This is a genomic window from Microtetraspora sp. AC03309, assembly GCF_020826795.1.
GTDB classification, from domain to species: domain Bacteria; phylum Actinomycetota; class Actinomycetes; order Streptosporangiales; family Streptosporangiaceae; genus Microtetraspora; species Microtetraspora glauca.
In genome coordinates this window covers 1-21,535 of the sequence record NZ_JADDIL010000058.1, presented here as the reverse complement: position 1 = coordinate 21,535, position 21,535 = coordinate 1, and the positions used below count along the sequence as shown (strand labels likewise).

Below are 21,535 nucleotides of genomic sequence, written 5' to 3'. Positions count from 1 at the left end.
CATGGCACGTACGCGCTTGTACCGGAACGGGGTCCTGGAGGCCGAGGACTTCCCGGTCTCCGAGGTCTCCGACCATTTGCGGGACCCGTCGGCGGTCGTCTGGTTGGACATGTGCGCGCCGGACGAGGAGGACCTCGCCCAGATCAGCGAGGAACTGGGCCTGCACGAGCTGGCCGTGGAGGGCGCGCTGGCGCATCGGCAACGCCCCAAGCTCGACGTCTACGACAGCCATATGTTCCTCAGCGTCTACGCCGGAGCGTTCGACCAGGAGACGGGCAGCCTGGACGTCGCCGAGGCGTCGGCGTTCATCACCGAGAACGTCCTGGTCACCGTGCGCAAGACCGAGGGTTTCGTGATCGACGAGGTCGTCCGGCGCTGGGACTCCTCGTCCAGCCTGGCCAGGCACGGCGTCGCCTTCCTCCTCCACGGTCTCCTCGATTACGTGGTCGACAGCCACTTCGACGCCGTCGAGGCCATGGACGAGCAGGTCGAGGCGTTGGAGGGGACGCTGTTCGAGGACCGCCCGATCGGGTCCGCCGAGCAGCGCCGTACCTTCGAGATGCGCAAGAGCCTCGCACTCCTCCGCCGGATCGTCATGCCGATGCGCGAGGTCGTGAACACGCTGCTGCGGCGGCACGACGACTCGGGCGACGAGGCGATGCTCCCGTACTTCCAGGACGTGTACGACCACGTTCTGCGGGTCACCGAGTGGACCGAGTCCCTCCGCGACCTCGTCGCCAACATCCGCGAGGCGCATCTGACCATGCAGAGCAACCGGCTCAACCTGATCATGAAGAGAGTGACCGGCTGGGCCGCCATCATCGCCGTGCCCACCATGATCACCGGGTTCTACGGGCAGAATCTCCCGTTCCCCGGTTTCGAGCGGCCATGGGGCTTCTGGGTGTCCACGTTCCTCATCGTGCTGGTGTCGGCTCTGCTGTACCGATCGTTCCGCAGGCGCGACTGGCTCTGACGCTCGCCCGGAGGGAGGCCCGGAATCGCGCGTACGGCGCAGCCGAAACCCGGCCGGATTCGCGCTGCGTCACGGTCGATTACGGGAGAAACCCACCCCATCCGCTACGGCAGCGGCCCGCCTCCGCCCCGACCCCGGGAGGAGTCACGCATTCGACAGGGGCGGTCACGCTGCGCTGGATAAACTGCGGCCCTGGTCAGGATGATCTCCCGACGGACAGCCAGAGGTGTCATGCGCGGGCCCATGAAAGCGCGGCGTTCCCTGAGAGCCGCAGTCGCCGCCGTTCTGGTGACGTGCCCTCTCATCACGGGATGCGCCGACGCGGTGAGCGAGACCGCGCAGCACCAGGCGGTGCCGCAGGTACGGCCACCGGTGGTGATGTTCCTCGGTGACAGCTTCACGGTCGGCTCGGGCCCGGTCGCCGAGTGGGACACCTACGCTGCCGGGACGGCCAGAAGCCTGGGTTGGCAGCTCATCACCGCCGGAGGCGCCGGCACCGGCTACATCGCCAGGGGCCGGATCGGCCGCACGTTCGAACAGTCCTTCGCCCGGCAGCTCGCCTGGCGGCCCGCGCCGGACCTGGTCGTCGTCTCGGGCGGCCACAACGACCGGCGGGCGCGGCCCGCGGGCGTGCGGGAAGCCGTACTCCGCCTGGTGGGGAACGTCAGGGAACGGTGGCCGCTGGCCAGGATCGTGCTCGTCGGCCCCATCTGGATCGACACCGCGCCGAAGGAGGCGTACCGCACCAGGGACGCCATCGCCAGCGCGGCCTGGCTGGCCGGGGTGCCCTTCCTGGATCCGCTGACCCAGCGGTGGATCAGGGACGACCGGACCAGAGTGCTCCTGTCCGACGGCACCCACCCGACCCTGTACGGGCACCTGCGGCTGGCGCGCTGGCTCGTCGGAACCTTGCGGGCGCGGGGCCTCGCCGGTGACGCGGCGGCTCCCCCGGCCCTGGTCGGGCCCGAGCCGTCCTAATCAGAGCCGTCGATCACCAAGGGCCGTAGGGTCCCTGGTTGCCGCCACCGCGGTACTGGCTGACCGCGGGCTTCACGTCGGCGAGATAGATGCCGGAGGCGATGACGGAGAGGATGGTGAGGAGACCCGGCATGCCCATACCCATGCCCATGTAGTTGACCGCGGGGGCGAACGTGAACAGCGTCGCCAATCCCAGGATGATCAACCACAGCTGCTTGGTCTGCTTGCTCGCCGCCGGGAAGGCGCGTGCGGGGATCCGGATCGCGTGGATCAGCGCCCAGACGGACAGGATGAAGGCCCCGACGGAGAGCAGCCAGAAGATGAGAGTGAGGATGTTGCTGACGGGGCCGATCATGGACTCTCCCAGGCGGTCACGGTCTCTGTCGCCCCCAGACTAGTGCGGTGTGGCCTGTGCCGGGCCGCCACCGGCCCAACCGGCGATCTCGCGACCGGCAGAGGGCGGCGACGACGCGGGCCCGCCCCGGCCGTAGCCGATGGCGGGCCCGCGTCGTGGTGCCTCAAGCCTTGGTGGAACGGGGACGGCCGGGCTTCCTGTCGGAGGAAGCGGGCCGCGGCTCGGCGGACTTGGAGACCTCTTCGAGCTCCATCGCGGCCTCGCCGCTCACCTTGCTGACGATCTTGCGACCGCGCACGGCCAGCTCCTCGTACAGCTCGTTGAACCGGGTGGCGGCGGTGTCGGCGTACTCGCGGGCCTTGCCGGGGAAGTCCTTGGCGACGGCCTCGGCCTTGCCCTGGACGGTCTCGGCGTACTCGCGCGCCTTGCCCGGGATGTCCTTCGCGGTCTCGCGCAGCTCGCCCCTGCGGGCCTGCAGCTTCTGGAACTGCTCGGGCAGCTCGCGCAGCTTCTCGACGGCGTAGTCACCGGCACCCGCGACCGCGTAGAACGGCTTGGACTCGGTGATCTTCTTGACTTCGGCGGTGAGAGTCATCGGTTACCCTTCCTTGGAATCCGGTGTGGCGGTGTTCTCCCTGTGAACCGCGGCATCAGGCGGGGGCTCAGCCGGTTGCGTCGGCTGGGCCTCCGGGTTCCCGGCGCGGTTCTCCTTGCGGAACGACTCGTAAATGTCGATCAACACCTGGCGTTGCCGCTCGGTGATGGTGACATCGGCCCGGATCGCGGCCAGCACGTCGCTGTCCGGCTCGCGGTCCTCGATCAGCCCGGCCTGCACGTACAGCGCCTGCGCGGAGATGTGCAGACCTTTGGCGATCTGGTTGAGGATCTCCGCGCTCGGCTTGCGCAGGCCGCGCTCGACCTGGCTCAGATAGGGATTCGAGACCCCCGCCTGCGCGGCGAGCTGGCGGAGAGAGATCTTCGCCTGTTGCCGCTGCTGGCGGATGTACTCGCCGATCGAGCCGACCTTCGGTAGTTCCATACCCTCCAGTGTGCACACCAAGTGCTTGCAATTGCAAACTCGATGGCAAACACCTGCAAGCGGTGCGGAGTCAGGCGGGGAGCAGCCAGAGCAGCGGAGCCGAGACGGCGAGGGCCGCGGAGGCGGTCAGGATGGCGTACCTGACGTGCGCGGGAAGGTCCAGGTCGGGCTTGATGAGCCGGTTCACGCGTGTCATCACGTTCTGCCCGGACGTGGCACCGAGCGCCCCGTGCGGTGTCGGGACGGAGGTGGCGGCGCCGAACCGCAGGAGCGCGGTGGCGAGCCGCTTCGGAGAGCAGAAGCGCCGGGCACGGTCGTCGGCGGCCATCTCGACCAGCAGCGCCACGGACGCCTGGGCGTCCCGGACCACGGCGGCCCAGGGAAGCGCCCGGAGCAGCGCGCCGAACGGCAGCAGTACCAGGTCGTGCCGCTCGCGCGCGTGCGCGAGCTCGTGCGCGAGCATCGCGTCGAGCTCGTCCTGCGAGAGCAGGTCGAGCGTGCCCGCGCTGATCACCACCTGCGACCTGAGCCCCGGCACGCAGTACGCGGCCGCGCCCGGGTGGTCGACGACCCGGACGCCGGGGACGGCGGGCTCGTCCCTCGCGATCAGGGAGAGCAGCATGCGGTGGCGGCGCTGGGCACGGAGCGTCTGCACGCCGGCCGCGACGAGCACCGCCACGAGCACCGCGAGCAGGGTGAGCCCGCTGAGCAGGGCGCAGAGCCTGATCGCGTCGTGCGGCTCGCGGATGTCGAACTCGGCGCGGATGAGCAGGATGGAGAGCCCGTGCACGACGCCGGCGCCATAAGGGGCCAGGGCGTACGCGAAGAGGGCTCCGGTCGTGGCGAGTCCCCACGTCACTCCGAGGGACTGCCACAGGAGGATGGCGGTGCGAGGCGCACGCCACGTCCAACGCGCGGAGGTCAGGCGCCAGGCGCCGACCGCGCATGCCAGGGCGAGGGCCGCCAGGACAGCCGCCGCGATCACTGCTCCTCCAGCTCCGTGAGGGCTCTTCGGAGGATCTCGGCCTCGGACCCGGAAACCGCCTGGGCGAAGCGCGTCAGCGCGGCGCTGCGGTCTCCCGTCAGGTCCAGGGCTTCGAGCATGAGCTCGGTGACGTAGGCGTCACGGCTCTCGGCGGGCTCGTAGCGCCAGGCGCGCCCGTCCCGGGTGCGGTTGAGGAACCCCTTGCGGGAAAGACGGTCGAGTACGGTCATCACGGTGGTGGGTGCCAGGTCGCGGTCCGCGATCAGGCGGCCGACCTCGCGTGCGGTCAACGGTGCGCTCTGTGCCCAGAGGATGTCCATGATGCTACGTTCGAGATCGCCAAGTCCTTTCACGCCAACTAGCCTACCTGGGGTAGTACTACGTGTCGTAGAGGGGCGCATGTCGTGAAGCTCACGCTGGTCCAGGGGGACATCACCGAGCAGCGGGTGGACGCGATCGTCAACGCGGCCAACTCGTCGCTGCTGGGCGGCGGCGGGGTGGACGGCGCGATCCACAGGAAGGGCGGTCCGGAGATCCTGGAGGAGTGCCGGGCGCTGCGCGCGTCCCGGTACGGAGGCGGCCTTCCCGCGGGACAGGCTGTTTCGACCACGGCGGGACGGCTGCCCGCCCGGTGGGTCATCCACACCGTCGGGCCGGTGTACTCGCGAAGTGAGGACCGGTCCCACCTGCTGGCCTCCTGCTACCGGGAATCGCTCAAGGTCGCCGACGCGCTCGGCGCGGCGACGGTCGCGTTCCCCGCCGTGTCGACCGGCGTCTACCGCTGGCCGATGGACGACGCCGCCCGCATCTCGGTCACCACCGTGCTGCGCTCCGGGTCGACGATCGACGAGGCGCGTTTCGTGCTGTTCGACTTCGCAGCATATGAGATCTTCGACCGGGTCCTACAAGAATTCGGGTGAATCGGCGGGATCCAGCCCTCGGGTTTGCCGTTCCATGCGGAAATCTTGGCGTCTCCATGCGGAAATCTTGGCGTCGAGGCGCTCAGGCGACCGCCGACCAGGGGATCGTCAGCTCGCCGAGCCGCCAGCGGGACGGGCCGCCGAGGGGCGGCGTGACCGCCACCGGCCAGTCACGCGCCAGCAGTTCCGCCGTCCTGGCCCAGCGCTGGCGGGAGCCGTACGGCGCGAAGGGGGCGCAGGTCGCCCAGGCGCGGTCCCACTGGCGGAGGAACTCGTGGACGGGCTCGCCGGGGACGTTCCGGTGGATCAGGGTCTTGGGCAGCCGCTCCGCCAGGTCGGACGGGCGGTCGAACCCGCCGAACCGGGCCGCGAACGTCAGCGTGCGCGGTCCCTCGGCCCCGAGCGCCGCCCACACCGCGCGGTGACCGATCTCCGAGCAGGTGCCCTCGACGATCACGCCGCCGGGGTCGATCCGCGAGCGCAGCAGGTCCCAGTGCGCCCAGGCGTCGGCCTCGGCGTACTGCCTGAGCACGTTGAAGGCGCGCACGATCAGGGGGCGGCGAGGCACCGGGAGCTCGAATCCGCCCCTGACGAAGGTGAGCCCGTCCCGTTCGTACGGCCGGGCCGCCGCGACCCGCGCCGGATCGATCTCGACGCCCACGACCTCGACCCTCGGGCACACCACGCGGAGCCGTACGAACAGCTCCAGGGTCGTGATGTGCGAGGCGCCGTAACCCAGGTCGACCACGAGCGGGGCGTCACGGGCCGAGCGCAGCAGCGGAGCGTGGACGGCGGCGATCCAGCGGTCGGACCGCCTGAGCCGGTTGTGCCCGGTGGTGCCGCGGGTGATCTCGCCGACGGGCCTGCGCACCTCAGACCCGGTGGACCTTGTGCTGGGCGGCCTGCGCGCGCGGCCGGATCACCAGGCGGTCGATGTTGACGTGCGCGGGACGGGTGACGGCGAACGCGATCACGTCGGCGACGTCCTCGGCGGTGAGCGGGTCGGGCACGCCGTCGTAGACCTTGGCGGCCGACTCCGCGTCGCCCCGGAACCGGGTCAGCGAGAACTCCTCGGTGTGGACCATGCCCGGCGCGATCTCGACCACGCGGACCGGCTCGCCGCACAGCTCCAGCCGCAGGGTCTCCGTCATCGAGGTCTGGGCGTGCTTGGCCGCGCAGTATCCGCCGCCGCCCTCGTACGACACCAGACCGGCGACCGAGGTCAGCATCACCAGCACGCCGTCGCCGGACGCGATCAGCCTGGGCATCAGGGCCCGGGTCATGCGCAGCGAGCCGATCACGTTGACCTCGTACATCCGCTGCCAGTCGTCCACCCGGCCAGAGGCCACCGGTTCGAGGCCGATCGCGCCGCCCGCGTTGTTGACCAGCACGTCACACCGGTCGAGCGTGGCGGCGAAGGCGTCGACGGACTCCTGGGAGGTGACGTCGAGCGTCGCCGGGCGGATCGAGGGCACCTCGGCGGCCAGCCGGTCCAGCCGGTCGCGCCGCCGGGCCGCGGCCACGACGTCGAAGCCCTCGGCGGCGAGTCGCCGGGCCGTCGCCGCGCCGATGCCGCTGCTCGCTCCGGTCACCACTGCCGTCTTCGTCATGGTCGCTCCAAAGAGGGATTCCAAACCGTGGGTGGAGTTCTCATCTTTCCAGGAGCTCGGAAAAGCTGTGGAACCGCACCGATTCGGGAATCTTGTCGGGTTTCTTGAGGTTGTTACCGTTCTGGAGGTGGTGCGGGTGGCGCTCAGTCGGCGCCGGGTCAACCGGGTCGCGACGATCAGCATGCACACGTCGCCGCTGGATCAGCCCGGGACGGGCGACGCCGGCGGCATGAACGTGTACGTCGTCGAGGTGGCCAAGAGGCTGGCCGCCCTCGGCATCGAGGTGGAGATCTTCACCCGGCAGACCGCCAGGGACCTGCCGCCGACGGCGGAGATCGCGCCCGGGGTGTCCGTACGGCACGTCACCGCCGGGCCGTACGAGGAACTGGACCGCGCGGATCTTCCCGCCCAGCTCTGCGGATTCCTGTCCGGCGTGCTGCGGACCGAGGCGATGTACGAGCCCGGCCGCTACGACGTCATCCACTCGCACTACTGGCTCTCCGGGCAGGTCGGCTGGCTCGCGAAGGAGCGCTGGGGCATCCCCCTCGTGCACACCATGCACACCATGGCCAAGGTGAAGAACCTCCTGCTCGCCGAAGGCGACAAGCCGGAGCCCACCGCGCGCGTCCTCGGCGAGGAGCAGGTCGTCGGCATCGCCGACCGCCTGGTGGCCAACACGGCCGCCGAGGCCCGCGAGCTGATCGAGCTGTACGACGCGCCCAGGGACCGGGTGACCGTCGTGAATCCCGGCGTCAACCTCGGCGTCTTCCAACCGGCGTCCCAAGGGGCGGCCCGGCGCCGCCTCGGCCTGCCGCAGGACGCCCACGTACTGCTCTTCGTGGGCCGGATCCAGCCGCTCAAGGGTCCCGACGTCCTCATGAAGGCGGTCGCCCGGATGCTCGTCGAGGATCCGTCGCTGCGCTCGCGGCTCGTCGTCGCCTTCGTCGGCGGGCCGAGCGGCAACGGCCTGGCCCGCCCCTCCCTGCTCACCGAACTCGCGGGGGAACTCGGCATCACCGACGTCGTACGGCTCTCGCCGCCCGCGCCGCAGCACGAGCTGGCCGACTGGTACCGGGCGGCGGACGTGACCGTCGTCCCCTCACACAACGAGTCCTTCGGGCTCGTCGCGCTGGAGTCACAGGCGTGCGGCACCCCCGTCGCCGCCGCCTCCGTCGGCGGCCTGCGCACGGCGGTCAAGGACGGCGTGTCCGGCATACTCCTCGACGGGCACGACCCCCACGAGTGGGCGGTGGCGCTTCGCCGCCTCCTCGGCAGCCCCGCCTGGCTGGACTACCTCTCCGGCAACGCCGTACGGCACGCGGAGGCCTTCGGCTGGTCGGCGACGGCCGCCCGGCTGGTCGAGGTGTACGCGGGCGCGATGTCCCGGCTGCACCGCGTCCCGATCGCGGTCAACTCCTGATCTCCCGGGGCACGGCCTAGTCTGAGAAGAACGGGCGGCGCCGAGGTTCACGCGCGGAACGGTAGGGCGGGAGCCGCCCGACGAGGAGGGGACATGAGTGATCTGGAAGGCGTGATCGAGGGCGCGCTCAAGGCGGCGGACCTCGCCTACGAGCGGCCTCGGCCCGGGGCGTTCCTCGTCAAGCTGCCCGGCCAGCACAAGCTCGCCACCATGACCTGGCTCGTCCTCGGCGATCAGGCGCTCAACGTCGAGGCGTTCTTCTGCCGGCAGCCGGACGAGAACCACGCCGATTTCTACCGGTGGCTGCTGTCCAAGAACGGCTCGATGTACGGCGTGCACTTCGCGCTCGACCCGGAGGGTGACGTCTACCTCGTCGGCCGGGTGCCGTTCGACGCGGTCACGGAGACCGAGATCGACCGGGTGCTCGGATGCGTCCTCACCTACTCCGACGAGTCCTTCGACCGCGCGCTGGAACTCGGGTTCGCCTCCTCCATCCGCAGGGAGTGGGAGTGGCGGGTCAAGCGGGGCGAGTCCCTCGCCAACCTGCAGGCGTTCGCGAGGTTCGCCGATCCGGCACGGGACCCCGCATAAGCCATACGGACTAAGCTTTCGGGCTATGGCGACTTTGGTGCTGCTGCGGCATGGCGAGAGCGAGTGGAACGTCAAGGGCCTGTTCACCGGGTGGGTGGATGTCACGCTCTCCCCGGCGGGCGAGGAGGAGGCGCGGCGCGGCGGTCAGCTGTTGCTCGACGCCGGTGTCCACCCCGATGTGGTGCACACCTCCCTCCTGACCCGGGCGATCCGGACGGCCAACCTCGCGCTGGAGGTGGCGGATCTGCTCTGGCTGCCCGTGCACCGCTCGTGGCGGCTGAACGAGCGCCACTACGGCGCGCTCCAGGGCAAGGACAAGGCCCAGACCCGCGCGGAGTTCGGCGACGAGCAGTTCATGCTCTGGCGCCGCTCCTACGACACCCCGCCGCCGCCGATCGCCGACAGCGACGAATTCTCCCAGGTGGGTGACCCCAGGTACGCCCTGCTCCCGCCGGAGCTCATGCCGAGGACCGAGTGCCTCAAGGACGTCGTCGACCGGATGCTGCCGTACTGGTACGACCGGATCGTGCCCGACCTGGCCGAGGGGCGGACGGTTCTGGTCGTCGCGCACGGCAACTCGCTGCGCGCGCTGGTCAAGCACCTCGACGGCATCGACGACGCGTCGATCGCGAAGCTCAACATCCCGACCGGCATCCCGCTGCGGTACGAGCTCGACGAGAACTTCCGTCCGCTGAACCCGGGCGGGGACTACCTCGACCCGGACGCGGCCAAGGCCGCCATCGAGGCCGTCGCCAACCAGGGCAGGTGATCCCGTACCGCTCCGCGGCGCGGACACGAGCGCCGCGCGGGCGGGCCACGGACGCGGAACGGCGCGGCAAGGAAGCCTTGCCGCGCCGCCACGAGGAATGTCTCAGTCCGTGTTCCGTGAGCCGGTGACGAGGTAGACGACGTCGCGGGCGACGCGCACCGCGTGGTCGGCGTACCGCTCGTAGTACCGCCCGACGAGGGTGATGTCGATCGCGGCCTCCACGCCGTGCGACCACCCGTCGGCGAGCAGCACGCGGAAGAGCCGGCGGTGCAGCCGGTCCATCGCGTCGTCGTCGCTCTCCAGCTCCTTGGCGGTCTCGACGTCACGGGAGACGATGACGCTTCCGGTCTTGACGATCAGACGTTCGGCGATCGCGCCCATCTCCACGATGGTGTCGCGCAGCTCGGCCGGGATGGCCGAGTCGGGGTGGCGCATCCGGGCGATCTTGGCGATGTGCTCGGCGTGGTCGCCCATGCGTTCCAGGTCGGCGGCCATCCGCAGCGCGGTGATCACGGTGCGCAGGTCGACGGCAACCGGCTGCTGGGTCGCCATCACCTCGTAGATCGAGGTCTCGATCTCCGCGTAGAGCTGGTTGACCTCCGCGTCGCGGGAGATCACGCTCTCGGCGAGCTGGAGGTCGGCGTCCAGCAGTGCGGTGGTGCCCCGTGACATGGCGGAGCGGACAAGTCGGGTCATCTCCACCAGGCGGTCGGTGAGGGCTTCCAGCTCATCGTGGTAGGCGTCGCGCATGCCGATCAACCTACGCGTGGTTCCGTGAACGAACTTCGACCGTCAGATGAACTTTTCCGGAAAAGCCATGGTCACGCCCTATCAGGGAGGATACCGGGCGAGAAACGCCGCCTACATTTGGAACCGTGAACGAGTTGCTCGCCAGCCTCGCCGCGATGGCCGGATTCATTCTGGGCGCCGTCGTCATGATGGCGATCGGCCGCCAGTCCGACCACGAACAGCGGACCGAGACCTCCGACGACGTGCTGTCGTCCGGCGTGGCCTCCGTACTCGCGGTGCTTCCCTCGTCGGCCGTCGTCCTGGACCGGGACGACCGGGTGCTGCGCGCGAGTTCGGCCGCCCGCGCCTTCGGCCTGGTGCACGGTGATTCCCTCATGGCGGCCGAACTGCTCGCGCTGGCCAGAAAGGTCCGCAGGGACGGCGAGATCCGCGAGAGCGAGATCGAGACGGCGGGACGCAGGTTCGGCCAGGAGTCGACGACCTTCGCGGTCCGCGTGGCCCCTCTGGGATCGCACGGGCAGGTGCTCGTCCTGGCCGAGGACCAGACGGAGAGCCGCCGGGTCGACGCGGTCCGGCGGGACTTCGTGGCGAACGTCAGCCACGAGCTCAAGACGCCCGTCGGCGCGCTCAGCCTGCTCGCGGAGACCATCCAGGACGCCGCGGACGACCCGGAGGCGGTGACCCGCTTCGCGGGCCGGATGCAGCACGAGGCCGCGCGGCTGACCTACCTGGTGCAGGACCTGATCACCCTCTCCCGGATCCAGGGTGCCGAGCCCATCCCGACGCCGTGCGCGGTGTCCGTCGACGAGGTCGTCCACGAGGCGATCGACCGTTGCAACACCAAGGCGTCCTCCAAGCAGATCACCCTGGTCGCCGGCGGCAGGGAGGGCCTGCGCATCTGGGGCGACGACGAACTGCTGGTCACCGCCCTGCGCAACCTCATCGACAACGCCGTCGCCTACAGCCCCGAGCAGACGCGGGTCGTGGTCAGCGTCCGCCCGGCGGGCGACTCGGTCGAGGTGAGCGTCAGCGACCAGGGCATCGGCATCCCCGAGTTCGCCCAGGAGCGCATCTTCGAGCGCTTCTTCCGGGTGGACGCCGCCCGGTCGCGCGCGACCGGCGGGACCGGGCTCGGTCTCGCCATCGTCAAGCACGTCGCCGCCGCCCACGGCGGCGAGGTGACGGTCTGGAGCAAGGAAGGCTCCGGATCGACCTTCACCCTCCGCCTGCCCGCGTTCGGCGGTACGGCGGGAGCGGTACAGAGCACAACAACCCCCATGGAGGCTGCGAAGTGACCCGGGTACTCGTCGTCGAGGACGAGGAGTCGTTCTCGGACGCCCTGTCCTACATGCTCCGTAAGGAAGGCTTCGAGGTGGCCGTCGCGGCCACCGGCCCCGAGGCGCTGGACGCCTTCGACCGCAACGGCGCGGACATCGTCCTGCTCGACCTGATGCTTCCCGGCCTGCCGGGCACGGAGGTGTGCCGCACGCTCCGGCAACGTTCCAAGGTTCCCGTCATCATGCTGACGGCGAAGGACAGCGAGATCGACAAGGTGGTCGGTCTGGAACTGGGCGCGGACGACTACGTGACGAAGCCCTTCTCCTCGCGGGAACTCGTGGCCCGCATCCGGGCGGTCCTCCGGCGCCAGGGGGACGTGGAGGAACTGGAGTCGGCCATCCTTGCGGCCGGCCCGGTCAGGATGGACGTCGACCGGCACATCGTCGCCGTACGCGGCGAGCACGTGCAGCTTCCGCTGAAGGAGTTCGAGCTGCTGGAGGTGCTCCTGCGCAACGCCGGCAGGGTGCTCACCCGCGGCCAGCTCATCGACCGGGTCTGGGGCGCCGACTACGTGGGCGACACGAAGACCCTGGACGTCCACGTGAAGCGGCTGCGCGCCAAGGTCGAGGCCGACCCCTCCAATCCGCGCTGCATCCTCACCGTGCGCGGACTGGGCTACAAGTTCGACCCCGTGGAGGCCTGACACCGGGGACGGCGGAACCCCTTGCCGGGGACGGCAAGGGGTTCTTCGTCGTTCTCGGGGACGTCGTTCTCAGCGGGGTCCCGCCCGGGCGCAGGCCGTCGTCAGTGGCTCTGGGCCAGTGGCTCTGCGTGGGTGGCTCGGCGTCAGTGGCCGTGCGTCGCCTCGGTGCCCGTCCCCGTCTCGGTCCCCGTGGCCTCGGTGGTCGCGGTGTCGGTGGTCGTGGCCTCGGTGGTCGTGGTGTCGGCCGCCGGGGGCTGCGCGTTCGGAGCGGGCGGCAGGGTGGCGAACTCGCGACTGCGCGGGATCACGGGCACGGACATGATGACGTCGCCCGCGTTCTTGAACCGGAGGGTCAGCTTCACGCTCTCGCCGCCGAGCAGCGTCTGCTTGAGCCCTTCGACGGTGGTGCCCGTGGACTTCGCCAGCGTGTTGGGCGAGAGCTGGAACGCGCCGGGGATCCGTACGGAGTCGGCCTGTCCGCTGTCGGGCACGATCGCGGTGAGCGCGTCGGCGGTGGTGTTGGTGTTCACCAGGCTGAGGTAGAGCGGCGCGGAGCCGCCGGCCGCGATCTGGCCGCCGGAGTCAGGTCCGAGGATGAACGCCTGCGCGATCTTGACGCCGTTGTGGCCGTAGTCCCTGTCCGCGCCGTCGCCGACCATGTGGACACCCGCCTCGGTCGGCGCGTACGGGATGTTGGTGTTGGCGTCGAACCCGGCGCCGCACGCGGCCAGCGTAGGGGCGGCGGCGAGGAGCGCGGCAATGGCGATCACCCTGCGGCGGCTGGTGCTGCTCACGGTGCGAATCTCCTTGGTATGCATGGTTTTGAGCAGCAAACACCATATCTGCGCCCGGCCCCGGTCACGGACTCGGGCTCCCGGTGTCGAGTCCGTCTGGTTTTGCAGGTCATCCGGTATGTCCCGCTTTGCCATTCACAGAGTCGACTGCTTGTCAAGTCCTAAAATGACGTCTTGACCTGCAGTTATGTTCATTTCACTGTTCCGGGAGGCTGTGAGCGCGTGGTACTCTGGAGTACAGCGGAAGGGGTACTTGTCACATGACTTTCCAGGTCGGCGACACTGTCGTCTACCCCCACCATGGGGCTGCTCGGATCGAGGCCATCACGACCCGAACCATCAAGGGTGAGGAAAAGACCTACCTGGTGCTGAAGGTCGACAAAGGCGACCTGACCGTCCAGGTGCCAGCGGAAAACGCCGAGCTCGTCGGTGTGCGTGATGTCGTCGGCCAGGAAGGCCTTGAGCGCGTATTCGACGTGCTGCGCATGCCGCACACGGAGGAGCCGACCAACTGGTCCCGCCGCTACAAGGCCAACCTGGAGAAGTTGGCGTCCGGTGACGTCAACAAGGTGGCCGAGGTCGTTCGCGACCTGTGGCGACGCGACAAGGAGCGCGGGCTCTCCGCCGGTGAGAAGCGGATGCTCGCCAAGGCTCGGCAGATCCTGGTCAGCGAGCTGGCGCTGGCAGAGAAGACCAACGAGGACAAGGCCGAAGCGCTGCTCGACGAGGTGTTGAACTCCTGAACACGACGTCACCAAGGGTGGGCATCGGTGTCGATGTCCACCCTTTCGCATCTGGTCGTGAGTTGCACCTCGCCGGTCTGCACTGGCCGGGCGAGACCGGGCTCGCAGGACATTCTGACGGGGACGCGGCGGCGCACGCGTGCTGCGACGCGCTGCTGTCGGCCGCCGGCCTCGGGGACATCGGCGGCCTTTTCGGGACCGCCGATCCACGCTGGGCCGGGGCTTCGGGCGCCGTCCTCCTGGAGGAGGCGGCCCGCCGGGTCAGGTCGGCCGGCTTCCAGATAGGCAACGTGGCGGTCCAGATCATCGGTAACCGGCCCAAGCTCGCGCCTCGCCGTACGGAGGCGGAGAAGGCCCTGGGAGCCGCTGTGGGGGCTCCTGTGAGCGTCAGCGCCACCACCACGGACGGCCTGGGCCTCACCGGGCGTGGAGAGGGCGTCGCGGCGATGGCGACCGCGATCGTCTTCGGCTGACCCGCCGGTCGGATCCTCCGGCGGCGAATGGCCCAGTCCAAAGGGACATGCAAACCCGGATGGGCACAGGAGCGTCCTATTCAACACGTGGGTGGCGACCCGGAATCCAGGCGCGGAAAGGGTCGCCGCCCCATTTTTGATGATTTGTCGGCTAGCCGGGTAAAACTCCAAGTCGGACGTGAAAACCATCACTTCGACGGGGGAGCTGGTCATGATCGGAGCGATCGTCGGTGCCATCATCATCGGCATCATCATCGGAGCGCTCGCGCGGCTGATACTTCCGGGCCGTCAGAACATCAGCATCGGACTCACGATCATCGTCGGGATCGTCGCCGCTTTGATCGGCTCGCTGATCGCCAGCGTTCTCGGAGTCGCGAATACCAAGGGCATCGACTGGACCGAGCACCTCATTCAGCTTCTGCTCGCCATCGTGGGCGTGTACGCGGTCACGAGGGCGAAGAGCAGGAGCCAGTAAAGGGGATATGTAAAGGAATATCTCCCGAATACTGGGTAGTGATCTCCCTTGACGGTGAAGGTGTCACCCTCAAGGGAGGTCGATCATGACCATCGAATCCATTCTCGGTGCCATTGTGATTGGTGCGGTCGTCGGTGCGCTGGGACGTCTGTTCCTTCCCGGCAGGCAGCCGATCGGCTGGATCCTCACCATCGTCGTCGGCATCGTGGCGGCCCTCATCGGTACCGCCATCGCCCAGGTCCTCGGAGTCGACACCACGCCGGGTATCGACTGGATCGAACTGGTGATGCAGGTCGTGCTCGCCGTCATCGGTGTCGGCATCGTCGCCGGCATCCGCGGCGGAACGCGCGTCTAGATCCGTCCCGCGGGAGGTGACCCGCTGTGAACGGTTGCTGGACGCCGTCGGCGTGAGCGGCCGTCCCGAGCAGGAAAGGCCCGCTCGCCCCTCCCTGAGGGGTGAGCGGGCCTTTGCCGTGTGTCGCCTGGTATGCCACCCCGCATGTCGCTGAGAGCCGCTCTCGCGCCTCGTATGGGCTCCCGGGGTCGGGAAGGGCCCCCCGTCCCGGAGAACCGCTCACAGACGCTCTGGTCGTTCCCGGCCGCTCACGGGTCTGGATGACTCCGAAGGGGGGTGGCTCAGTCCGGCGGGAGCGGGGTGCTGCGCATGCGACCGGAGGGCGGGTCCACCGGCACCGGCTCGTCCTTGGCCTCCGCCGCGGTGCCGTACGGCTTCCGCCGGGCCTCCTCCTCGTCGGCCGCGTCCGCTTCGTGGGCCGGGTCGGGGATCTCGGGAAGCCGGCGTAGCGGCTGGGTGTCGATCTCCGCTTCCGACGTGCGGGCGTCGTGTGCCTCGCCGCGCCGTTCGACGGATTTCTCGCCGGACTTTTCGGTGGACTTTTCGGTGGGCTCGGTGTGCGGCTCGGAAGGCCGGTGGGCCGTGTGCTCCGGCTGCTCCGGCTGCTCGGTCCGGTTCCGGGCGATGTCCGCCGGCGTGTCGTGCGGCGTCGCGGCCTCATCCGGCTCCGCGGTGGCCGCGCCCCCGCGCGGCGTGCCAGGTGCGTCCGGCGTCCGGTCGTCCGGCGTCGTCAGGCTGTCCGGCGTGGTGCGGGCATCCTTCGCGGCCGGTTCGCCGGGATCCGCGTTCACCCCCGCGCCGGACTCCCGGTCGGAGTCGGTCGGAGCTTCGCCTCGCGGGCGGGGATGGACGAGGACGTCACCGATGTGCGGCCGGACGAGGTCGCCCCACCGGACGGGCCGGTTGCGCCTCGGGCTCGTGGGCCCGGCTTCGGGCCTCGGGTTCGCGGGCTCGGCTTCGATAGGCGTGACCTCCGCGGGCTCGGCTTCCGCCGGTGCGGCCACCGGTTCCGTGGTCGTCGGGGCGTCGCCGGCCTCCTGAGGGCCGTCCTCCTGAGGCGTCACCGTGACCGCCGCGCGCGACGGTGCCTCGGCCGGTTCCCGCGTGGGCGCCCGCCGTACGGGACGGGGCGGCTCAGGGGCCGGACGGGGCGAGACGACGGGTGCCGGAGCGTCCTCCTCCTGGGCGGGAGCGGCCTCCTCCAGGGCGAAGACGGCGGGAGCCGGGGCGATCTCCTGCGCGATGGAGACCGCCGGGGAATGCGCGTCCCAAGAGGCGCGGCGCGGCTCCTCCCTCTCGAAGGGAACGATCTCGGCGGCGTCCGTCAGGGGGTCCCGATCGGACCAGTGCGCCTGCGCCTGCTTGGCGAGGATCAGCAGCAGCCAGAGCCCGATGCTCAACATCACCCAGGGCAGCAACGCCACCACGACGGCGGCCTGCCGTACGTCAGGGGTCGCACCTGTGGCGGTCGCAACGGTCGCCGTGGCGGCGGCCGCCATCAGCAGGACCAGGATGAGACCTGCCTGCAGCCGGAGCAGCGGCCGTCCGGTGCGGACCAGCGGAACGCCGATCAACGCGACGACCAGCAGCGCGTCGAAGGCGGCAGGGTACAGATAGGCGAAGCGCGGCTCGGCCTGACCGGCGATCGCCAGCGCGCGCAGATCGTCGAAGGACAGTACGCAGGCCGCCGCCGCCAGCAGGGCGACCGCGAGACCCGCGACGCCGACGGCCAGGCGGCGAAGCACTAGCGGGAGTCCGGCGGATGGGGATTCGGGCGGGCGGGAGGCGCTGCCTGCCGCCGCGGGGGGAGAGGCGTCCATGGCGTTTCGAGCCTACAGAATGGGAGCAGCCCCGCCGATCACGGACGACAAGTAGCATGATCCGCGTATCGGACCAGGAGATCACCGGAGGAAGCGATGTTGCCTGACGGTGTGCGTGAGCTTTTCGACGCGCCGAACTTCGCGACCGTCGTCAGCCTCAATCCGGATGGCGCGCCGCAGGCGTCGGTCATCTGGGTCAGGACCGACGGGGACGACATCCTCTTCTCCACGGTCAAGGGACGCCGCAAGCACCGCAACTTCGATCGTGACCCGCGGGCCACGATCGTGGTGATCGACCCGACGAACCCGTACCGGTACGCCGAGGTCAGGGGCACCGTGACGATGGAGGACGACCCGGCGAGCGCGTTGATCGAGGAACTCTCCCTCAAGTACGCCGGCAGGTCGTGGGAGGAGCCCCACCCCGACAGCGAACGGGTGATCATCCGCATTAAGCCGCAAAAGGTATATCTCCGCTGAGTGGTTTCTGGGCTTATGCGTGGTACGCCCGGGGCGCGGGTTCACACGGGCGGTGTTCACCGTCCCGTAAGTCGGCCTGTGGTGCGGCGTGAGGCATTAGCCTTGCCTTCGTGAGCCTGAACCTCTACGACACAAGCACGCGTACGGTCCGTGATTTCGTACCGGTCGAGCCCGGCCGGGTCTCGATGTATTTGTGTGGTGCGACCGTCCAGGCTCCGCCGCACATCGGCCACATCCGGTCCGGCGTCAACTTCGACGTGCTCCGCCGGTGGCTGGTCCGGCTGGGATACGAGGTGACGTTCTGCCGCAACGTCACCGACCTCGACGACAAGATCATCCGAGTGGCCGCCGACGAGGGCGTGCCGTGGTTCGTCGTCGCCGAGCGCAACCAGCGGGCCTTCGGCTGGGCGTACGACCAGCTCGGATGCCTTCCGCCGACCGTCGAGCCGCGGGCCATGGGCCACGTTCCCGAGATGGTCGAGCTGATGCGCCGGCTCATCGACAAGGGGCACGCCTACGCCGTGGGCGGCGACGTCTACTTCGATGTGGTGTCCTACGCCGACAGGTACGGCAGGCTCTCCAACCAGAAGCTGGAGAACATGCGGAGGGCGGGCGACACCGACACGGACTCGCTCAAGCACGACCCGCGCGACTTCGCCCTGTGGAAGGGCGCGAAGCCCGGTGAGCCGACGTGGCCCACTCCGTGGGGTCGCGGCCGGCCCGGCTGGCATCTCGAGTGCTCGGCGATGGCGACGAAATACCTCGGCGGCACGTTCGACATCCACGGTGGCGGCGTCGACCTGATCTTCCCGCACCACGAGAACGAGATCGCCCAGTCGCAGGCCGCGGGCGACGGCTTCGCCCGGTACTGGCTGCACAACGGCATGCTCAAGCTGGCCGGCGAGAAGATGAGCAAGTCGCTGGGTAACTCGCTGCTCATCCCGGACATGCTGCGCAAGGTGCGGGCCGTCGAGCTGCGCTACTACCTCGTCGCGGCGCACTACCGCTCTGAGATCGACTATTCGGAGGAGGCGCTGCAGGAAGCGGCCGCCGGATACCGGCGGCTCGAGGGCTTCGTCACCCGGGCAGCCGAAGTGATCCACGACGTGGACGCCGTGGCCCCGCTGCCGCAGGCGTTCGTGGACGCCATGAACGACGACCTCAACGTCTCCCAGGCGCTCGCGGTCGTCCACGAGGTCGTCCGCGAGGGCAACGTCGCGCTGGCCCAGGGCAACAAGGAGCAGATCGCGCGGTTGCTGGCCGAGACGCAGAACATGCTCGACGTGCTCGGCCTGGACCCGCGTTCCGAGCAGTGGCGCGGGACGGGTGACTCCGGGCTTCGCGAGGTCGTGGACGGCCTGGTGGCCGTCGCGCTGGAGCAGCGCCAGGCGGCCCGTGCCCGCAAGGACTACGCCGCCGCCGACGCGATCCGCGAGCAGCTCGCCGCCGCGGGCGTGGTGGTCGAGGACACCCCTCAGGGGCCTCGCTGGGAGCTGGCACGCTAGAGGTGCCCCTACGCTAGAGACCATGGCGGGAAAGGCTTCAGGGAAGCCCTCACGGAAGCAGGGGTCGACCAGGGGAACTGGCGGCAAGGGCCGCGGTTCGCTCGCGGGCAGGGGCGCGACGCCCCCGGCCCACATGCGCCACTGGTTCAAGGACAAGGCGCGCGCCGAGCGGATCGAGCGCGAGGCCGCCGGTGGGGCGCGGCCTGCTCGCGCGCAGTCCAGGACGCGCCGGGAAGACACGCCGGAGGTCATCGGCGGCCGTAACCCGGTCGTTGAGGCGCTCCGCGCGGGCGTCCCCGCGAACGCCCTCTACGTAGCGCAGCGCATCGACAACGACGACCGCGTCCGCGAGGCCATCAAGATCGCCGCTGATCGTGGCATCGCCCTGCTGGAGGTCTCGCGCGACAAGCTCGACAGGCTGACCGACGGCGGAGTCCACCAGGGGATCGGGCTGCAGATCCCGGCGTACGAGTACGCGCACCCGTCCGAGCTCGTGGAGCGGGCACAGGACGCGGCCGAGGTGCCGCTGATCGTCGCCCTGGACGGCGTCACCGACCCTCGCAACCTCGGGGCCATCGCCAGGTCGGCCACCGCGTTCGGCGCGCACGGCCTGCTCGTCCCGTCCCGTCGTTCGGCGGGGGTCACGGCCGGGGCGTGGAAGACGTCGGCGGGCACGTTGGCCAGCCTGCCCGTCGCCCGTGCCGCGAACCTCACCCAGACGCTCCAGGCGTACCGCGAGAGCGGGCTGTTCGTGATCGGCCTCGACGGCGGCGCCTCCATCGACGTCGGCGATGTCGAGCTGGCGGCCGAGCCGCTGGTCGTGGTCGTCGGTTCCGAGGGCAAGGGGCTGTCCCGCCTGGTCCGCGAGTCCTGTGACCAGGTCGTTCGCATTCCCATGAACGCGGCGGCCGAGTCGCTCAACGCGGGCGTCGCAGCCGGCATCGCTCTCTATGAGGTCGCCCGTCGCCGTCGCCGATGAATCCTCGGTGACGGTACGGCCTCCAGCCCACTAAACTCGTGGGCGTCACGCCGCCTTAGCTCAATCGGCAGAGCATCTGTCTTGTAAACAGAAGGTCTGGGGTTCGATTCCCCAAGGCGGCTCGGCTGGTCAGGCCCTATCCGGAGATCATCCGGATAGGGCCTGACGATCTTTCGGTAGGAATTCGGTAGATCGTTTTCTTCCGGCCCTCGCGGTACGGCTTCAGCAGTTCGTCGGGAACTGCGACCGGCGAGTGCTGTGAGTAGCCAGCGCGCCGGGCCAGAGACTCCTCCCACAGCCTCTGGAGGCCCGCCCTGAGATCGGCCCGCATCCCCTCGGATACGTGCGTGTAGACACCCCGCATACCCGGGACCGCGTGTCCCATCCGCTCGGCCTGGAGGATCTCCGGCACGCCGAGCTCGGCCATCCACGTCTTATGCCCGTGCCTCAGCCCGTGCGGAGTGAGGCCCTTCATGATGGGCAGCCATGTCGCGAGCGACACATTCTCGTCGTCTGGGTCGTACACCTTGACCCCGCGACCGCGGGGCGGCGAGAACGGCACATCCCACACCTCGACGGCGGTCCCCGACCCTTGGCATGCGCGGGCGCCGGCCTTGTGCCGCACAGTGCTCCCGGCCTGCAGCTGCTGCTCGGTTCCGCAGATCGGGCACCAGGCGGCGGTCAGCTCTCTGGTCGTGGGGAGCGCGCCCCACGACGGCCGCCAGATCCTGCCCGGCCAGTCGGCGCCGTCCTTGCCGATGTCGACCATCACCGGCCGCGCCGGCCGGGATGGTCGGCTTCGAGCCTTCTCCTCCGGATACCAGCCGTCCGCTGCCGGGTCGAAGTAGTCGCGGGCGTAGTTGCTGTTCCGGATGTGCCCGTAGACGGTCGTTCCGCCACGGCGGTGGCCTGGGCCGAGAAACACGAACGGCCGGCCGCCCGGGCAGGGCTGCTCATCCTCGGTCTGCCCCTCGATTCGTATCCCCTTGCAGGAGCATCTCCGGTCGGGGTGGGCCTGAAGTTGCCGGGACAGCAGATCGGACAGGAACGTCGGCAGGTCGAGAGTGCGGTGTGAGTCGTCCTTCGGCGGCTGGAGATAGAAGTGTGGGTTGTGCTCGACCATCTGCCAGTCGACCCGGAGCGTGGACATGCGGACGTACTCGGGCTGGAGGCCACGCACCTCGGCATCGCGCATGCCCGTGTAGGCGGTCGTGATGTTCATGATGAAGTCGTCGTCATGGCCGGACAGAATCGCTGTCCGCTCGGCGAACAACAGCGCGTCCAAGGGGCTTGCCCAGACCTTCTCGGCGCGGCGGCCCGCTGTGCCGGCACCGGTGCGGCGGCCGCGCTTCCGCTGCCTCAGCGCTGGGTTGTTGTCGATCAGGCCCTCGAGGACTGCGTCGCCGAGGATTGTGCACATCGTCGACATCACGGTCGAGGTCGGCCCGACCCGGGTCCGTGAGCGCGTCGACGCAAGTCAACCTCGACGGCATCGTGATCGCCACCGACCGAGTCGCCACCCCAGGCCCCAACCGCGCCGACC

Annotated in this window: 26 protein-coding genes and 1 tRNA gene; 16 read left to right on the top strand and 11 right to left on the bottom strand. The window is 69.6% G+C overall.

Annotated features, from left to right (window positions below; genetic code table 11):
* The first annotated feature begins 1 nt into the window (after position 1).
* Both IMZ11_RS29115 and IMZ11_RS29110 read left to right on the top strand, forming a co-directional pair.
* Positions 2 to 973 carry a magnesium transporter CorA family protein gene (locus IMZ11_RS29115; protein WP_228645639.1) on the top strand — a complete coding sequence of 324 codons (972 nt, stop codon included), beginning with the start codon at positions 2 to 4 and terminating at the stop codon, positions 971 to 973.
* A 243-nt stretch (positions 974 to 1,216) separates the two neighbouring features.
* On the top strand, positions 1,217 to 1,951 hold the full coding sequence (locus IMZ11_RS29110) for an SGNH/GDSL hydrolase family protein (protein ID WP_228645638.1): 735 nt from the start codon (positions 1,217 to 1,219) through the stop codon (positions 1,949 to 1,951).
* A 13-nt stretch (positions 1,952 to 1,964) separates the two neighbouring features.
* Here the strand turns inward: IMZ11_RS29110 and IMZ11_RS29105 are convergent, their stop codons facing one another.
* The 5 genes from IMZ11_RS29105 to IMZ11_RS29085 all read right to left on the bottom strand — a co-directional run bounded on the left by IMZ11_RS29105 (position 1,965) and on the right by IMZ11_RS29085 (position 4,683).
* Complete coding sequence (locus IMZ11_RS29105; RefSeq protein WP_228645637.1) at positions 1,965 to 2,306, bottom strand: DUF2516 family protein; 342 nt, start codon at positions 2,304 to 2,306, stop codon at positions 1,965 to 1,967.
* Positions 2,307 to 2,469: 163 nt separating this feature from the next.
* Positions 2,470 to 2,901 (bottom strand): hypothetical protein, encoded by a 432-nt coding sequence (locus IMZ11_RS29100; RefSeq protein ID WP_228645636.1) that lies wholly within the window; start codon positions 2,899 to 2,901, stop codon positions 2,470 to 2,472.
* Positions 2,902 to 2,904: 3 nt separating this feature from the next.
* Positions 2,905 to 3,345: a helix-turn-helix domain-containing protein gene (locus tag IMZ11_RS29095; RefSeq protein ID WP_061253144.1), complete on the bottom strand. Its 441-nt coding sequence runs from the start codon at positions 3,343 to 3,345 to the stop codon at positions 2,905 to 2,907.
* A 70-nt stretch (positions 3,346 to 3,415) separates the two neighbouring features.
* On the bottom strand, positions 3,416 to 4,330 hold the full coding sequence (locus IMZ11_RS29090; protein WP_061253145.1) for a M56 family metallopeptidase: 915 nt from the start codon (positions 4,328 to 4,330) through the stop codon (positions 3,416 to 3,418).
* Positions 4,327 to 4,683 (bottom strand): BlaI/MecI/CopY family transcriptional regulator, encoded by a 357-nt coding sequence (locus tag IMZ11_RS29085; protein ID WP_308066867.1) that lies wholly within the window; start codon positions 4,681 to 4,683, stop codon positions 4,327 to 4,329. The genes IMZ11_RS29090 and IMZ11_RS29085 overlap by 4 nt, the downstream gene beginning before the upstream one ends.
* 51 nt (positions 4,684 to 4,734) lie before the next feature.
* On the opposite strand from IMZ11_RS29085, the gene IMZ11_RS29080 reads away from it, so the two are divergent.
* Positions 4,735 to 5,250: an O-acetyl-ADP-ribose deacetylase gene (locus IMZ11_RS29080; protein WP_228645635.1), complete on the top strand. Its 516-nt coding sequence runs from the start codon at positions 4,735 to 4,737 to the stop codon at positions 5,248 to 5,250.
* An 82-nt stretch (positions 5,251 to 5,332) separates the two neighbouring features.
* On the opposite strand, the gene IMZ11_RS29075 is transcribed toward IMZ11_RS29080, so the two are convergent.
* Together IMZ11_RS29075 and IMZ11_RS29070 are read right to left on the bottom strand one after the other, a co-directional pair.
* The gene (locus IMZ11_RS29075) at positions 5,333 to 6,121 is read right to left on the bottom strand and encodes a hypothetical protein (RefSeq protein ID WP_061253148.1); all 789 of its coding nucleotides are present in this window, start codon (positions 6,119 to 6,121) and stop codon (positions 5,333 to 5,335) included.
* Between the two features lies 1 nt (position 6,122).
* Positions 6,123 to 6,860 carry an SDR family NAD(P)-dependent oxidoreductase gene (locus IMZ11_RS29070; protein ID WP_061253149.1) on the bottom strand — a complete coding sequence of 246 codons (738 nt, stop codon included), beginning with the start codon at positions 6,858 to 6,860 and terminating at the stop codon, positions 6,123 to 6,125.
* A 136-nt stretch (positions 6,861 to 6,996) separates the two neighbouring features.
* On the opposite strand from IMZ11_RS29070, the gene mshA reads away from it, so the two are divergent.
* The 3 genes from mshA to IMZ11_RS29055 all read left to right on the top strand — a co-directional run bounded on the left by mshA (position 6,997) and on the right by IMZ11_RS29055 (position 9,640).
* Complete coding sequence (gene mshA, locus IMZ11_RS29065; protein ID WP_228645634.1) at positions 6,997 to 8,280, top strand: D-inositol-3-phosphate glycosyltransferase; 1,284 nt, start codon at positions 6,997 to 6,999, stop codon at positions 8,278 to 8,280.
* Positions 8,281 to 8,373: 93 nt separating this feature from the next.
* Positions 8,374 to 8,871, top strand: coding sequence for a YbjN domain-containing protein (locus tag IMZ11_RS29060; RefSeq protein WP_061253150.1), 498 nt, complete (start codon positions 8,374 to 8,376; stop codon positions 8,869 to 8,871).
* 25 nt (positions 8,872 to 8,896) lie between these two features.
* Entirely contained in the window at positions 8,897 to 9,640 is a 744-nt protein-coding gene (locus tag IMZ11_RS29055) for a phosphoglyceromutase (protein ID WP_228645633.1), read from the top strand.
* 102 nt (positions 9,641 to 9,742) lie between these two features.
* On the opposite strand, the gene phoU is transcribed toward IMZ11_RS29055, so the two are convergent.
* Complete coding sequence (gene phoU, locus IMZ11_RS29050) at positions 9,743 to 10,390, bottom strand: phosphate signaling complex protein PhoU (RefSeq protein WP_061253663.1); 648 nt, start codon at positions 10,388 to 10,390, stop codon at positions 9,743 to 9,745.
* A 185-nt stretch (positions 10,391 to 10,575) separates the two neighbouring features.
* Between phoU and IMZ11_RS29045 the strand changes: the two genes are divergently transcribed.
* Both IMZ11_RS29045 and IMZ11_RS29040 read left to right on the top strand, forming a co-directional pair.
* Positions 10,576 to 11,685 (top strand): cell wall metabolism sensor histidine kinase WalK, encoded by a 1,110-nt coding sequence (locus IMZ11_RS29045; RefSeq protein ID WP_228645680.1) that lies wholly within the window; start codon positions 10,576 to 10,578, stop codon positions 11,683 to 11,685.
* Positions 11,682 to 12,371, top strand: coding sequence for a response regulator transcription factor (locus IMZ11_RS29040; protein ID WP_061253152.1), 690 nt, complete (start codon positions 11,682 to 11,684; stop codon positions 12,369 to 12,371). Before IMZ11_RS29045 ends, IMZ11_RS29040 begins: the two co-directional genes overlap by 4 nt.
* Before the next feature lie 143 nt (positions 12,372 to 12,514).
* On the opposite strand, the gene IMZ11_RS29035 is transcribed toward IMZ11_RS29040, so the two are convergent.
* The gene (locus IMZ11_RS29035; RefSeq protein ID WP_228645632.1) at positions 12,515 to 13,165 is read right to left on the bottom strand and encodes a copper chaperone PCu(A)C; all 651 of its coding nucleotides are present in this window, start codon (positions 13,163 to 13,165) and stop codon (positions 12,515 to 12,517) included.
* A gap of 260 nt (positions 13,166 to 13,425) precedes the next feature.
* On the opposite strand from IMZ11_RS29035, the gene IMZ11_RS29030 reads away from it, so the two are divergent.
* The 4 genes from IMZ11_RS29030 (at position 13,426) to IMZ11_RS29015 (ending at position 15,211) form a co-directional block, all read left to right on the top strand.
* Complete coding sequence (locus tag IMZ11_RS29030) at positions 13,426 to 13,908, top strand: CarD family transcriptional regulator (protein WP_030510364.1); 483 nt, start codon at positions 13,426 to 13,428, stop codon at positions 13,906 to 13,908.
* A 17-nt stretch (positions 13,909 to 13,925) separates the two neighbouring features.
* A complete protein-coding gene (ispF, locus tag IMZ11_RS29025; RefSeq protein WP_228645631.1) occupies positions 13,926 to 14,381 on the top strand; it encodes a 2-C-methyl-D-erythritol 2,4-cyclodiphosphate synthase in 456 nt (151 codons plus the stop codon).
* A 211-nt stretch (positions 14,382 to 14,592) separates the two neighbouring features.
* Positions 14,593 to 14,856, top strand: a complete 264-nt coding sequence (locus IMZ11_RS29020) for a GlsB/YeaQ/YmgE family stress response membrane protein (RefSeq protein WP_228645630.1) — start codon at positions 14,593 to 14,595, stop codon at positions 14,854 to 14,856.
* 85 nt (positions 14,857 to 14,941) lie between these two features.
* Complete coding sequence (locus IMZ11_RS29015) at positions 14,942 to 15,211, top strand: GlsB/YeaQ/YmgE family stress response membrane protein (RefSeq protein ID WP_061253155.1); 270 nt, start codon at positions 14,942 to 14,944, stop codon at positions 15,209 to 15,211.
* 281 nt (positions 15,212 to 15,492) lie between these two features.
* Here the strand turns inward: IMZ11_RS29015 and IMZ11_RS29010 are convergent, their stop codons facing one another.
* Positions 15,493 to 16,956, bottom strand: a complete 1,464-nt coding sequence (locus tag IMZ11_RS29010) for a DUF2637 domain-containing protein (protein ID WP_228645629.1) — start codon at positions 16,954 to 16,956, stop codon at positions 15,493 to 15,495.
* A gap of 186 nt (positions 16,957 to 17,142) precedes the next feature.
* Here IMZ11_RS29010 and IMZ11_RS29005 point away from each other — a divergent pair, with 186 nt between their 5' ends.
* The 4 genes from IMZ11_RS29005 (at position 17,143) to IMZ11_RS28990 (ending at position 20,114) form a co-directional block, all read left to right on the top strand.
* A complete protein-coding gene (locus tag IMZ11_RS29005; RefSeq protein WP_308066866.1) occupies positions 17,143 to 17,508 on the top strand; it encodes a PPOX class F420-dependent oxidoreductase in 366 nt (121 codons plus the stop codon).
* Positions 17,509 to 17,618: 110 nt separating this feature from the next.
* Positions 17,619 to 19,013, top strand: coding sequence for a cysteine--tRNA ligase (gene cysS / locus IMZ11_RS29000; protein WP_228645627.1), 1,395 nt, complete (start codon positions 17,619 to 17,621; stop codon positions 19,011 to 19,013).
* A 22-nt stretch (positions 19,014 to 19,035) separates the two neighbouring features.
* A complete protein-coding gene (gene rlmB, locus IMZ11_RS28995; protein WP_228645626.1) occupies positions 19,036 to 19,992 on the top strand; it encodes a 23S rRNA (guanosine(2251)-2'-O)-methyltransferase RlmB in 957 nt (318 codons plus the stop codon).
* A gap of 49 nt (positions 19,993 to 20,041) precedes the next feature.
* Positions 20,042 to 20,114 (top strand) — tRNA-Thr (locus tag IMZ11_RS28990).
* 14 nt (positions 20,115 to 20,128) lie between these two features.
* On the opposite strand, the gene IMZ11_RS28985 is transcribed toward IMZ11_RS28990, so the two are convergent.
* Positions 20,129 to 21,412 (bottom strand): hypothetical protein, encoded by a 1,284-nt coding sequence (locus IMZ11_RS28985; RefSeq protein ID WP_228645625.1) that lies wholly within the window; start codon positions 21,410 to 21,412, stop codon positions 20,129 to 20,131.
* Positions 21,413 to 21,535: the final 123 nt, after the last annotated feature.

Coding starts and splice junctions, on each gene's coding strand:
- IMZ11_RS29055 (WP_228645633.1), top strand. CDS start 8,897: ATGGCGACTTTGGTGCTGCTGCGGCATGGCGAGAGCGAGTGGAACGTC.
- IMZ11_RS29105 (WP_228645637.1), bottom strand. CDS start 2,306: ATGATCGGCCCCGTCAGCAACATCCTCACTCTCATCTTCTGGCTGCTC.
- IMZ11_RS29015 (WP_061253155.1), top strand. CDS start 14,942: ATGACCATCGAATCCATTCTCGGTGCCATTGTGATTGGTGCGGTCGTC.
- rlmB (WP_228645626.1), top strand. CDS start 19,036: ATGGCGGGAAAGGCTTCAGGGAAGCCCTCACGGAAGCAGGGGTCGACC.
- IMZ11_RS29020 (WP_228645630.1), top strand. CDS start 14,593: ATGATCGGAGCGATCGTCGGTGCCATCATCATCGGCATCATCATCGGA.
- IMZ11_RS29045 (WP_228645680.1), top strand. CDS start 10,576: ATGATGGCGATCGGCCGCCAGTCCGACCACGAACAGCGGACCGAGACC.
- IMZ11_RS29115 (WP_228645639.1), top strand. CDS start 2: ATGGCACGTACGCGCTTGTACCGGAACGGGGTCCTGGAGGCCGAGGAC.
- IMZ11_RS29060 (WP_061253150.1), top strand. CDS start 8,374: ATGAGTGATCTGGAAGGCGTGATCGAGGGCGCGCTCAAGGCGGCGGAC.
- IMZ11_RS29100 (WP_228645636.1), bottom strand. CDS start 2,901: ATGACTCTCACCGCCGAAGTCAAGAAGATCACCGAGTCCAAGCCGTTC.
- IMZ11_RS29030 (WP_030510364.1), top strand. CDS start 13,426: ATGACTTTCCAGGTCGGCGACACTGTCGTCTACCCCCACCATGGGGCT.
- phoU (WP_061253663.1), bottom strand. CDS start 10,390: ATGCGCGACGCCTACCACGATGAGCTGGAAGCCCTCACCGACCGCCTG.
- IMZ11_RS29095 (WP_061253144.1), bottom strand. CDS start 3,345: ATGGAACTACCGAAGGTCGGCTCGATCGGCGAGTACATCCGCCAGCAG.
- IMZ11_RS29070 (WP_061253149.1), bottom strand. CDS start 6,860: ATGACGAAGACGGCAGTGGTGACCGGAGCGAGCAGCGGCATCGGCGCG.
- IMZ11_RS29110 (WP_228645638.1), top strand. CDS start 1,217: ATGAAAGCGCGGCGTTCCCTGAGAGCCGCAGTCGCCGCCGTTCTGGTG.
- IMZ11_RS28985 (WP_228645625.1), bottom strand. CDS start 21,412: ATGTGCACAATCCTCGGCGACGCAGTCCTCGAGGGCCTGATCGACAAC.